Consider the following 12,749-nt stretch of genomic DNA (forward strand, 5'->3'; position numbering starts at 1 on the left):
AGACTTGTATCGACATCTTTCAATTGTTTATTTTTCTTCATGATGTTTTGAATATCATTGATTACCGGTTCAATGTCTTTTTGTGTATTTCCATAGACATAAAGAGTCGTTTCATTGCTTGATGTAGAGGTGAACTCTTGTTGCTTCCAAGTTCCGGGAGAGTCAAGATTGGTCAGATATTTTATGATCTTTTCTTTCTTTGCCCCGAAGTTTTCGGTGTCTTCATCATAAAGCACATAGAAGAGCGCGGAATTACTGGAGCCGCCCATCATGCCGCTCATCATGTTTTCACCTAGTGTGTATTGGACTGTTTCCACATCATCTTTATCCATCAGGTACTTTTCTACTTTTTCCGTTTCCTTTTCAATATCCTCTTTTAACTCGCCAGGTGCTGGAGTATAAGTGACGATGATCTGCTTCTCTTCATCTGCCGGCATGAAGCTGACGCCGATGCTTGGAATTAGGAATAAGCTGCCGACCAATAATACTATAGCTGTACCGAATGTAATCAATTTATGGCTTAATGACCAGTTCAGTGCCCTGCGGTAGAAACCGGATAGCTTGCTTGGTTTTTCTTCATGTGACTTCAACTCTTTTTCGGAAAGGCCGTTTTTAAATAATGAGTCTGCCATGGCCGGTACAAGAGTGATGGCAATGATTAATGATGCGACTAATGCGAACACCATCGTTAAAGCGAATGGCATGAATAGCTCGCCGACAGGTCCTGTAACGCTTGCCAACGGCAGGTATACGGCTACAGTAACAATTGTTGATGAAAGAATCGGGATGAACATTTCCTTAGTGGCGGAACGTATCAATTCGCCGCCTTTCAATTGTTCGCCTTTTAGTGCCATCCTTCGATAAATATTTTCGATTACCACTATTGAGTCATCGACGACTCGGCCAATTGCAACAGTCATGGCTCCCAATGTCATGACATTAAGTGAGATATCCATTTGTTTGAGCACCAAAAGGGCTGCCAACAAGGATAGTGGAATCGAAATGACGGAGATTAGGGTCGTTTTGAAGTTTCTTAGGAAAAGCATGATCACTATGACAGCAAACAGACAGCCGAAAATGGCCTTGCTAATCATTGTTTCGACAGAGTCTTTAATCGGTTTTGCTTGATCAAGCGTAGTATGTATGCCCACGCCTTTAAATTCATCTTTAAACTTGGAAACTTGGTCTTGCACTTCATCGACAATGGCGACTGTATCGGCATCAGGCGATCTTGTAACCTGTATTCCAATTGATTCGCTGCCATTTGTCTTCGAAATGGACTCAGCCTTACCGATGATTTTCACGTCGGCAATGTCCGATAATTTGACACTTTGCATTTGGGGAGCAGTTGGTGCCGTTCCCGGGGCCGCTTGATTAGCTTCCGCTTGCCCCTGTGCCGGTGCTGTTTGTGCTTGTGCTCCGCCAGTTAAAGGGATCTTAATGTTTTTCAAGTCTTTTAACGTGGAGATGTTACCGTCAACCACGATCGTTTTTTCTTTATCGTCAAAGTTATATAAGCCAAGCGGCATGTTGACATTTGCGGCTTGAATGACCTTTTTTACGTCCTCTTCATTGAGTCCGTATTGTGCCATCTTTTTTTGATCGAATTCAAGGCTGCCTTCATTAACTTGTTGTCCTGAAATCGTTACGGATGTCACCCCGTCGATTCCTTCAAGTTTAGGAACTAACACATCCTCAACATTTGTTGTCAGGGCAGGCAAATCAGAATCCTTATCGGTTACACTAAGTGCGACAACCGGAAAAGCATTCAATTCCAACTTGGAAACGCTTGGATCATCCACGCCATCAGGCAGTTCAAGCTTCTCCAATGCTTCTTTCACATCTTTTACAGCATCGTCCATATCCGTATCATAATCATATTGCAATTGGACGGAAGAAACATTGGCCATGGAAGACGAACTGACCAATTCTACTCCTGATAGATTGGTGACTTTTTGTTCAATTTGGTCTGTGAGTTTATCGGCTACTTCCTCAGGTGCAGCCCCGGGATATACGGTGGAGATGCTGATCAAAGGGGTGGAGATGTTTGGGATGGTTTCTTGTTTCATGTTTAAACCGGAATATAAACCTGCTGCAACGATGATGATTGTAAGCAACCAGATTGCCAGTTTATTCTTTAAGGAAAATTTGATTATCGAATTCAAGCTTTGTACCCTCCATACATAATATTGTGACCAGCCGGTCATAGACTCAAATATATAGCATATTAATTACGATTGCAACAGATAGTAATCCGTAGTTATATCATTGAGATTTCAAGGGTTTTGAGATACAATGTGGATGAAGTGACTGAATGGTCATATAGGGACAATATTTAAAGGATAGGATGGATCTGATGAATGAAAAACATAAATTGATCATAGATAAATCGGTAGAGCTTTTCTCGGAGAAGGGCTATCATTCTACCTCGGTTCAAGAGATTGCCGAAAAGTGCGGGATAGCAAAGGGGTCTTTTTATAATTATTTTAAATCGAAGGAAGAGCTGCTCGTATCCATTTTCAAGTACTTCTATGAAGCGTTGACGGACGCTTTGCTCGATTGGGAACTTGATGTTTCTTTATCCAATAAAGACAGGTTCCTAGGGCAAATTTCCGTTCAAATTGAACATATGACGGGGAATACCAACTTAATTCAAATGCTGATGCAGGAACAGATGGTACATATCAGTAAAGAATTGGATCAATTCTTGCATTACATCCATGAAGAAGGGATGATTTGGTTCCAGCGTAAAATTACGGAGTTATACCCGGAACTGCCTGCAGAATTTCTGCCGGACTGCACAGTCATGCTGGATTCATTGTTCAAAGGATATATGGGCATCCTCATGAGGAAAAAAGATGCTTTTGAAGTGGAATTATTCCCTAACTTCTTTTTGAATCGGCTGGATTCGTTAATCGCAAGCCTGCAAAACATGGAAGACCCACTATTGAAGCACTTTCCTTTGCCGAATTGCACGTTGCATGACATTAATCCAAAAGAGGAAATCCTTTTGATCATCACTAAACTTTTGGAAATGGAAACCCAAGAAGAAGGAAGGAAAGCGAGTAAAAATACGAAAGCATTGAGTGCGATTCAAGAAGAGCTATCTAAAGGTAAGCCAAGATCGATAATATTGGAGAGCCTTTTATTATTCTTGGAAAAAAGTGATAAGAAGGGCCCCTTATATCCAAAGCTTGTCTTAACGATGAAGGAATACTTAACGAATATATGAAAGGAAGGGGCGCAACGCCTCTTTTTTTTATAGTGTTCGTAAATTACATTTAGTCATGAGTGCGTTTCAAATGATATGGTTTAGGAAAAAGTATAGGTAGTGAAATGTGATTTGTTCATTATACGTATAGGGGGGAAGATCATGAGATGGAAAAAAGGAATGCTGATTTATAACGAGAATGCAGGTAATCACAAGCTGGCAAGAAACCTCGAAGGTTGTCTTCCGGTGATTGCACCACAAATAGATGAGTTCCTTATTATGAAAACCAAGGAAAAAGGCGATGCTCACCGTTTTTGCCTGGAATATGGGGAAGACATGGATGTAGTTTTCGTATTAGGAGGAGATGGAACGGTCCATGAGTGTGTAAACGGTCTATCACCACTTGCGAAGCGGCCGTTGTTCGGTGTTTTACCTGGAGGGACCTGCAATGATTTTTCCAGGACGTTAAACATTCCCCAAAATGTTCGCCAAGCTGCGGAGGCCCTGGTTAATGGCAAGGTTCGTCCCATCGACATCGGGGTGGCCAATGATGTGTATTTCTCTAATTTCTGGGGAATTGGACTTGTTTCCGAGACCTCGAACAATATTGACGATCAGGAAAAAAACCGGTTTGGAAAGATCGGTTACTTATTAAGCGCGATAAGGACGATTGGAGATAATGAAGGCTTCGAATTCAAAGTCGAATATGATGGGAAACAGATGGAAGGGGAAGCGCTCATGATTTTGGTCATGAATGGCTCATTCATCGGGACCAATGTTTTGCCTTTTCCGATGCTGAATCCTGATGATGGGAAATTAGGCGTTGCCATTTTGGAAAATGCAAACTTTAGTACTTTTTTAGAATTAATAACGATGAAACGTGAATGGTCCGAAAATCTAGGTTCGAATTCGGGAGTGACTTATGTACAGGGCAGTAATTTAACTATTGAAACGAAGACGCCGCTTGATGTGGACATGGATGGAGAAAACTATAGCAGTCAGACTCCTGCGGGAATTAAGGTGCTTGAACACCATTTATCGGTATTAACCCCAAGTTAGAAAAGAGCGGGGGTTAATTATGTGTTTTTTGTTTTAATGGTTCCTTATATCTGCAATTGTTTCCAAAATAAGATAAAATATTAGAAGAAAGATCAATTTTTGCAGGGGGAACACATATGGTTTACCAGGTAAGATTGTTAAAGGGCATTTTTGAGCCTGACAGGAGTCGTTATCAGCTGCAAAATGCTGAGGCGGTCACTCGGCTTGGAAGTAAATTGCTATTGTTATATTTTCTTAGTCTTATTGTATTTGCCATTGGTGGATATTTTGGGATTGGTTCCGAAACCTTTTCCAAGCAAATCACGACGATGAGTATGAATGAATTCGAAGCGGGAAAGCTGCTGATCATGGGCGGCAATTTGATTGCCGGTCTCCTTTACCCTTCTTTATACATATTTTTAGCGTCTCTCTATTTTTGGATTATCGGGGAAGTCCCATACATAAAAGTAGTAATCGTTCAAATGATCCTATTTTGCTTGCAGTTATTGGAAAAGGTTTTGCTGATTCCGATGTTCATACTGTTACATGTAGGAAACGATGGCAATCCTTTTTCACTCGGAGTCATAAGTCAGCATTTTCTCAGCAATGATTACTTTATACATGTTTTCAGTGAAATCACCATTTTTCAATTGCTGATTATATCCCTGCAATACTTCTATATAAAGGGATTTTCAGAACGAAATCATTATTTGATTTTTTTATTGGTTGCGCTATTCTATTTGGTCACATGGTTTGCTAAAGCCTTTTTGGCATACATACATGTGGGAGTATTTGTCTAAGGCGGGTGAAGGGGAATGAAAGGGAAATGGAAGATAACCGCGGTCTCCGTTGCATCGATCGTTTTAATAACAGTCAACATATATCTTATTGAAAAGAAAGAAAGCAAAGTGGAACGAACCGTTTTCGTGGAAAACTGGTCAAAGGTAAAAAAAGATACCATTACGGATACCATTCAAACAAAGGCGATTGTGAAGCCTGCAGAAGTGCATGATATTTATTTCGATGCCAAGAAAAATGACTTCCGGAAATTCCTCGTAAAAGAAGGGGATGTGATTACCGCTGGCGCGTCATTGTTTGAGTATACGACAACGGAGCTTGATGCGCTTAAAGCGGATCTATCGGCGGAGAAGACGGCTGCTGAAGGAGAAATTTCAGGGATCGACCAATACATAGCGAAGCTGAGGGCATATCAAGGGAATCTGGACCGTGATCCTGATAAAGCGGTCATTGATGATTCGGTGGAACAAAAGTTGAACATCGATATAACAACGAGCTCCTCGGAGCTTATTAAAAGTAACATCGAGCAAGAAATGTACAAGCAAGAACTCGAAAAAAGCCGTTTGAACGAAAAAGTGAAGATGTTGAGTACCCAGTTAAGTTCAATAGAGACACAGACCAGCGCGGTCGAGACGACAAGTGAGGCTGACGGCATAGTTAAAAATATCAACAAAAACCTTAATAATCCCATCATATCGATTGCTTCGGCAAATATGGGAATTGAAGGGGATTTCTCCGAAAGCGAAATGAAAAAGGCCAAAGTGGGCATGACTATAAAGGCAAGCGTCCCCGATCTAAAAAAGGAATTAAAGGGGAAAATAAGCCGTATCCATTCGTATCCGGCAGAAGAGCCAACACTAACAAAAGATAACCGTTTTCCATTTCAAGCGATGATCGAAACGGAAGGTGAAGAAATTGAGCCGTTGACGGTTGGATCCAAGGTCAGCCTATCCGTTATAACCAATGAAAAGGCGGGGGTACCTTCTGTCCCTGTAGGAGCTGTTCAACAAACCAAAAAACCGCATGTCTACAAATTGACGAAAAAAGGCTATTTGGATAAACAATACGTGACGTTGGGGCTGAAGGCTGAAGGAAAAGAGGAACTTATAAAGGGACCTGCAGTAGGAGATGTCATCCTGATGGAACCGGAGAAAGTGATGAAAAACCATTCTCATTTCATTACGCCCGTTCACTTCGAAAAAGTGAAGACTAAAACCTACAAGAAGTTCACCACTAGGGAAAAGGTAAGATATTTATTGCTAGGAGTCCTTGAAAAATAACTAAATTCCTTGTGTGAAGGGAGTCTGAATAATATATCGGTATAACTATTTTGGATAAATATAGAAAAGGAATTTTTATATAATCGGTCTACTATACTGAATTTTCAGACATTTTTAAAGATTTTTTATATGTTCGACAAGAATAAATATTTACAGATTAAAGTTTTTAGTATAATATTTTATTATAAGTTAATTCGCTTAATCTTATTCAAGAACGGGGGACCCAACTTTGTGGATTTAATCCGCTAGGGGTGAATTCAGAAATGAAAGGGCATTTGTGTTTCCAATTCCTAACCCGACAGCTAACCTCGTCAGCGTCTTTAAGGGAACATGTGTGAATATTCACGCCAATAAGAAATCGACACATGAAGTGTCTTTTTTTTCGGCGTAAAGATAGAGTTTTTCAAAAAAAGAAAAATTACTTTCTTTCTATTAGTATCTGTTTCCCTTACCGAGACAAACGTTTTTGCATCAAAGACTTTATAGAAGGTGAGGAAAGTACATGAAGAAAATTAAATTAAGTTTAGCAAGCCAGATCTTCATTGGTTTAATTCTAGGGATAATCGTTGGAGCCATTTTTTATGGTAATGCGACAGCTCAAAACTTTTTACAGCCATTCGGGGACATTTTCCTAAGAATGATCAAAATGATTGTTGTACCAATCATTGTGTCAAGCCTGATCGTTGCAGTTGCGGGCGTAGGTGATTTGAAAGCTGTAGGTAAATTGGGTGCAAAATCACTTTCATACTTTGTAGTGGTAACCCTTACAGCGATTGCTGTTGGTCTGATTTCAGCTAATATCATCCAGCCTGGTGCCGGTGTGAATATGAATAATCTGGAACAAACAGATATCTCCACATATGTTGATACAGCAGAAACGAAGCAGCATGAATCATTTGTGGACACACTCGTTCACATTGTGCCGTCCAATCCAGTAAAAGCCATGGTAGAAGGCGATATGCTGGCAATCATCTTCTTCTCCGTATTGTTTGGACTAAGTATCGCGGCCATCGGTGAAAAAGGTAAACCAGTATTCCGTTTCTTCCAAGGTACAGCAGAAGGAATGTTCTACTTAACCAATATGGTCATGAAATTCGCTCCTATCGGGGTATTTGCCCTAATTGGTGTGACCATCTCCAAGTTCGGTTTGGAATCTTTAATTCCGTTAGGGAAGTTAGCGCTTTCTGTATATGGAACCATGATTTTCTTTGTTATCGTCGTTCTGGGGCTTATTGCAAAATTTGTAGGATTCAACATCTTTACGTTAATTAGACTTCTTAAAGCGGAATTGATTCTTGCGTTCTCTACTGCAAGTTCAGAAGCCGTTCTTCCGAAAATCATGGAAAAAATGGAGAAAGCGGGATGCCCGAAACATATTGCTACATTCGTTATCCCGACTGGATATTCATTCAACCTTGATGGATCGACATTATATCAAGCATTGGCAGCTATCTTCATCGCTCAAATGTATGGAATTGATTTGAGTGTTTATGAGCAAGTTACGTTAATGCTTGTACTGATGATTACTTCCAAGGGTATTGCAGGCGTACCGGGTGTATCCTTCGTCGTTCTTTTAGCTACATTGGGAACAGTTGGTATTCCTGTCGAAGGTTTAGCATTCATTGCTGGTATCGACCGTATTCTTGATATGGGACGTACGGTAGTCAATGTAATCGGTAATTCACTGGCTGCAATCGTCATCTCTAAATGGGAAGGTCAATTCAACCCTCCATCCGCCGAGGAATTAAAACAAGTTTCTTAATAACGAAAATCCAGAGTGAAGGTTCACTCTGGATTTTTTTTAATTTAAAACGCGGCTTCGTCTATTCATAAGCGGACGACTGCAAAGACCCCCGTATCACACAAGGTCTCAAATGCTCCTGAAATCTTACCATCACACCAGGCGAATTGGGTCATTCCGATTCAGAGGTATTCTGCAGATTGCCTCGGCTTCATCCTTATCATGATTAACCATTTTTTATAATGTGGATATTTAAATGTGCGGAGTTTGTTCATTATATAAAGGTGAAAGTGTAGTGCAAGTTTCCGTATTTAGTGAGGGTGAATGAATATTCTCGGTTATATAACCTACGTCAAAACCAAAAAGTTTGTTAAAATAACAGTATTGATTGCAAGTTCGGAGGGGGTCTGGTTATGAAGAATGTTAGCGATGATATATTATATATGCATATGCAAGCTTCCCAACGGTTTGTCCTATTTAACGGACTCAACTTTCGGGAGTTTTCCTATTCACTGCCACTTGCCTTGGATTCCATCTTATTATTGAAACATCAATTCGATGGTGGGGAATACAATTTGAACGTGCTGCTTGAGAGTGCTTCGTCACAGTCCATCGCCAAGCTTCTTAAAGAAAACGTCCGCTCATATGGTGATTTTTGCTGGGTCGACTTTGAAGAGGAGGAAGGGCTGAATGAGCTGGAAGGAAGGGAACTGGCGGAGCTTTTATATCTAGGTCATACCAAGACCCATTTGCAGCCTCCTTTTTTTCCTAAATTGAATAACCAACTTGCGTACCTTGCACAGGACGATGGATGGTTCAATAAGGTCTATTTTCGATCTCTTTCAACATTTTATATGATGTTGGGAAGTTTAATCCCTCTAAAGCTGGAGCTGCTGAAAGTAGAGCGGACGTGGCTCGGAGTCCGAAAGAAAAAAGAATTAACGGCCATTCCCCTTGAAGTCATTTCCGCCTTGATTCCGATACTTGCCGAGGGCATCGTTTTTTCGTTTCGAGATGTTAAGTATTCAAGAGCGAAAATAGAAATTCCTGTATGGGCCGTTGGTGATTATTTAAACATGGACGAGATGCATGAGGACTTTTCAGACCGAAACGCTGGGGCGCCGGATGTCTTCATCACTTTCAGCAGAAAGGAAAAAATATGGGATTGTGTCATCAAAAATGATTCCTACAAGTGAGATTCTCGATCTTTTCATTCTTTAGTAGTAAGACTTACTATCTCATGCATACAAGATAAGAGGGGGTTCAGTGAACGGCTGCCCTTAGAAATGATTGGAAATGCACCGATGATGGAAGTTTCGCTTTTCCCGTTTTAGTGTAAAATGATACAATGAACATGGTTAAAAGAATATTGGAGGGTAATAACTCATGAAAACTAAACTTGGTTTGCTTTATGGTGGAAAATCTGCGGAGCATGATGTTTCAATGCAGACAGCTTTAGCGGTCATTAAAGCTCTCGATTTAGCAAAGTTTGATATATATCCGATTTACATAACAAAAGAAGGTTCATGGATAAATGGACCGAAATTGACGGCACCTGCCGAGAATGTCGCGGCTTTGACTTTTTTACCTGAAAAAACGACTTCCCCGCTGGCGCTGCAAGCACATTCAACTGATGAAAATAGCGAATCGACTGGATATGACGTCATTTTCCCATTGCTTCACGGACCAAATGGAGAGGACGGCACGGTTCAAGGAATGCTGGAACTGTTAAATCTCCCTTATGTAGGGAATGGCGTATTAGCGTCGTCAGCTGGAATGGATAAGGTTATCATGAAAAACATCTTTGCCCACGCTGGACTTCCTCAAGTGAAATACACGTGGTTCATTCGCTCTGAATGGGAGGCTAATAAGGAAGCTGGCATTAAAAAGGTTCAAGATGAAATAGGGTACCCTTGCTTTGTTAAACCGGCGAACTTAGGTTCCAGTGTCGGCATCAGCAAATGTGATGATGCACATAGCTTGGAAAAAGCGGTAGCTGAAGCTTTCCAATTCGACCGGAAGATCATCATTGAAGAAGGGGTCATTGCTCGGGAAGTGGAGTTTGGCATTCTCGGCAATGACGATCCCGCTTGTTCGGTGGCAGGGGAAATCATCCCTAAAAAAGACTTCGCCTTCTATGATTACTCAGCAAAATACGAGGATGGCAATTCCGCAATGGTCATCCCGGCTGAGATAAGCGAAAGCGAATATGCTGCATTATCCGATATGGCAATAAGAGCCTTCAAGTCATTGGATTGCTCGGGATTGGTCAGAGCTGATTTCTTCTTGACCAAAGATGGTGAAATTTATATTAATGAAGTGAATACGATGCCAGGATTCACTCCTTACAGCATGTTCCCATTACTGTGGAAGCATACGGGAGTCGACTATCCAGCGTTGATTGAAAAACTCGTGAAGCTCGCTTTGGAACGCCATCAAGAAAAACAGCAAATCAAATATACCGTCTAATCATCAGATGATGTATAAGTTATCTCAACAAACCGTCAAATGGTCATTTTTTTGATGGGTCCAAATTAGCAGGAGCCGGCAGTTAACTGGTTTCTGCTTCATTTGGTTAATGGGTGGGGGATAGGTTAATGTTTCGAAGAATGTAGGAGGAACAAAATGATAAAGAGAACGTTAAAACAAGTGCATGAAATGGCAGCTGGATTGAATGATATCACTTCATTTCAATCCGTAGCAATTGAAGGGGTCACCATTGATTCAAGAAAAGTTAAAGAAGGATGCTTGTTCATTCCGCTTAAGGGGGGGCAAGTTGACGGGCACCAGTATGTCAAGCAGGCTTTGGCGGAGGGAGCTGCAGCTTCTTTTTGGCAAAAGGATGTTCCGAATCCACCTACCGAATTACCATTAATCATTGTCGAAAATACGGAAAAAGCACTTCAGGAATTAGCGCGTTCCTACCGTTCTCAGCTGAATATAAGGGTCGTGGGGATTACAGGAAGCAATGGGAAAACCACGACGAAGGATATGACGGCAGCGCTGCTTGCCACTACGTACAAAGTCCATAAAACGAACGGTAATTTCAATAATCACCTAGGCTTGCCACTAACGGTACTTTCGATTGAAGAGGATACCGAAGCGGCCGTTTTGGAGATGGGAATGAGCAGCCGAGGTGAAATCGAATTTTTGTCCAAAATGGCAAAACCTGATGTAGCCATCATTACCAATATCGGTGAATCGCACTTATTGGATTTGGGATCACGTGAGGAAATTGCGAATGCAAAGCTGGAGATTGTCGAAGGCCTGGCGAAAGATGGCGTGCTGATCTATCATGGAGACGAACCGCTGCTTCGCAATCGGATCAAAAGGGATCTCCCTGATTTGAATGTAATATCTTTTGGGCGCACCGAACAAAATGATCTATTTCCACAGCTGATCACCCAAGGGAGCGATAGCACCACATTTTCCATCACGTGTGATGAAAAGGAAGCTGAATACGAAATACCCGTTTTAGGTCATCATAATGTTCTTAATGCATTGGCAGCCATTTTGGTTGCGAAGGAGTTCGGTGTGGATGATTCCTCCATCCGAAAAGGGCTGTCAACCATTCAGTTGACGAATATGAGGATGGAATTGGTTGAGGGCGCAAAAGGGCAGAAAATCATCAATGATGCGTACAATGCGAGTCCAACTTCCGTTAAGGCGGCTGTCGAGCTGATCGAAGGTTTATCCGGTTTCGAGAAAAAAATCCTCGTTCTGGGAGATATGCTGGAGTTGGGACCGCAGGAGAAAGACTTTCATTTGAAAATTGGTGAATTGATTTCAAGTGACCGGATTGATAAGATTTTCACCTATGGCCCTTTGGCCGAGTATATTGGCAAGGGAGCAAGTGGAGCTTTTCCTGCAGAAAATGTTCGGTCCTTCCAAGATAAGCAGAAGCTTATAGAGGAGCTGAAAACATCGACGCAGGCAAATGACATCATCCTTGTGAAAGCGTCCAGGGGCATGAAGCTGGAGGAAGTCGTTCAGGCTTTACAGAAGTAAAGGTCTTTTAAACAGGTTGTTTTTATTTGATCAGTCAGGCTGCAGACCAACTCGATAATCATGGAGTTGATCTGCAGTTTTTTTAGTTCTCTCAAAGAACGTTTCATTTCACTGCAGGCGCTCAGGGGTCTTGTTCCTTTCGTTCGTTTTGAAGCGGCCTATTTTCGTCCTAAAAAAGTGTACCGGCAATGATGCTGATATCATCATCAATTTCGGAATGCGTCATTCTTGATAGCAAGAGCGCTTGTAGTAGGTCGTGTATAGAAAGAAGGGCGTTTTCAATGAATTCCTTCTCGATGCGTTCAGTCCGTTCAGCGGCGGAAGGGCTAGGAGATTTAGAGAGGCCGTCTGAATAAATGATGAAGCGGCTTCCTGGTTGGTAATGAAATACTACTTTTTTTATCGGAGCATCCTTAATGCAGCCTATAGGGCCAGCCCCTTTACTCAATCTGAGAATGTAATTGGTGTCTGGGGCATGCAAAATGGCTGGGGGGTGTCCACAGTTCACATATTCAATGAATCTTTCCCTTGTATTTACGTATGCAATGAAGGCTGAAAAACAGGCATTGATTGTATCTTCCAAATGAATTCCCTGGAATAAACCCCTCATATGCTTTTTCAGTTCCCTGGTTATGATGATGGGGTCCCGTATCCGTTTTATCAGCTCAGGTAT

At 41.5% G+C, this 12,749-nt stretch carries 10 protein-coding genes and 1 riboswitch; of the genes, 8 read left to right on the forward strand and 2 right to left on the reverse strand.

Annotated features, from left to right (window positions below; translation table 11 throughout):
- A partial coding sequence (locus CVN76_RS04970; RefSeq protein ID WP_100530493.1) for an efflux RND transporter permease subunit occupies positions 1 to 2,165 on the reverse strand: 2,165 nt, incomplete at its 3' end.
- A 191-nt stretch (positions 2,166 to 2,356) separates the two neighbouring features.
- Here CVN76_RS04970 and CVN76_RS04975 point away from each other — a divergent pair.
- The 8 genes from CVN76_RS04975 (at position 2,357) to CVN76_RS05010 (ending at position 12,076) form a co-directional block, all read left to right on the forward strand.
- Positions 2,357 to 3,232: a TetR/AcrR family transcriptional regulator gene (locus CVN76_RS04975; RefSeq protein WP_157805535.1), complete on the forward strand. Its 876-nt coding sequence runs from the start codon at positions 2,357 to 2,359 to the stop codon at positions 3,230 to 3,232.
- Positions 3,233 to 3,373: 141 nt separating this feature from the next.
- The gene (locus tag CVN76_RS04980) at positions 3,374 to 4,270 is read left to right on the forward strand and encodes a diacylglycerol/lipid kinase family protein (protein WP_100530495.1); all 897 of its coding nucleotides are present in this window, start codon (positions 3,374 to 3,376) and stop codon (positions 4,268 to 4,270) included.
- Positions 4,271 to 4,386: 116 nt separating this feature from the next.
- On the forward strand, positions 4,387 to 5,049 hold the full coding sequence (locus CVN76_RS04985) for a hypothetical protein (RefSeq protein WP_100530496.1): 663 nt from the start codon (positions 4,387 to 4,389) through the stop codon (positions 5,047 to 5,049).
- A 15-nt stretch (positions 5,050 to 5,064) separates the two neighbouring features.
- Positions 5,065 to 6,327 carry an efflux RND transporter periplasmic adaptor subunit gene (locus tag CVN76_RS04990; RefSeq protein ID WP_100530497.1) on the forward strand — a complete coding sequence of 421 codons (1,263 nt, stop codon included), beginning with the start codon at positions 5,065 to 5,067 and terminating at the stop codon, positions 6,325 to 6,327.
- A gap of 185 nt (positions 6,328 to 6,512) precedes the next feature.
- Positions 6,513 to 6,659: riboswitch (cyclic di-AMP (ydaO/yuaA leader) on the forward strand.
- Positions 6,660 to 6,829: 170 nt separating this feature from the next.
- Positions 6,830 to 8,089, forward strand: a complete 1,260-nt coding sequence (locus tag CVN76_RS04995) for a cation:dicarboxylate symporter family transporter (protein ID WP_061143964.1) — start codon at positions 6,830 to 6,832, stop codon at positions 8,087 to 8,089.
- 392 nt (positions 8,090 to 8,481) lie between these two features.
- Complete coding sequence (locus tag CVN76_RS05000) at positions 8,482 to 9,264, forward strand: hypothetical protein (protein ID WP_100530498.1); 783 nt, start codon at positions 8,482 to 8,484, stop codon at positions 9,262 to 9,264.
- A gap of 190 nt (positions 9,265 to 9,454) precedes the next feature.
- Positions 9,455 to 10,537, forward strand: coding sequence for a D-alanine--D-alanine ligase (locus CVN76_RS05005; protein ID WP_100530499.1), 1,083 nt, complete (start codon positions 9,455 to 9,457; stop codon positions 10,535 to 10,537).
- 156 nt (positions 10,538 to 10,693) lie between these two features.
- Complete coding sequence (locus CVN76_RS05010; RefSeq protein ID WP_100530500.1) at positions 10,694 to 12,076, forward strand: UDP-N-acetylmuramoyl-tripeptide--D-alanyl-D-alanine ligase; 1,383 nt, start codon at positions 10,694 to 10,696, stop codon at positions 12,074 to 12,076.
- A 169-nt stretch (positions 12,077 to 12,245) separates the two neighbouring features.
- Here CVN76_RS05010 and CVN76_RS05015 read toward each other — a convergent pair.
- The coding region (locus CVN76_RS05015) for a PP2C family protein-serine/threonine phosphatase (protein ID WP_157805536.1) at positions 12,246 to 12,749 on the reverse strand (504 nt) is incomplete at its 5' end.

It is taken from the genome of Bacillus sp. mrc49, assembly GCF_002803435.1.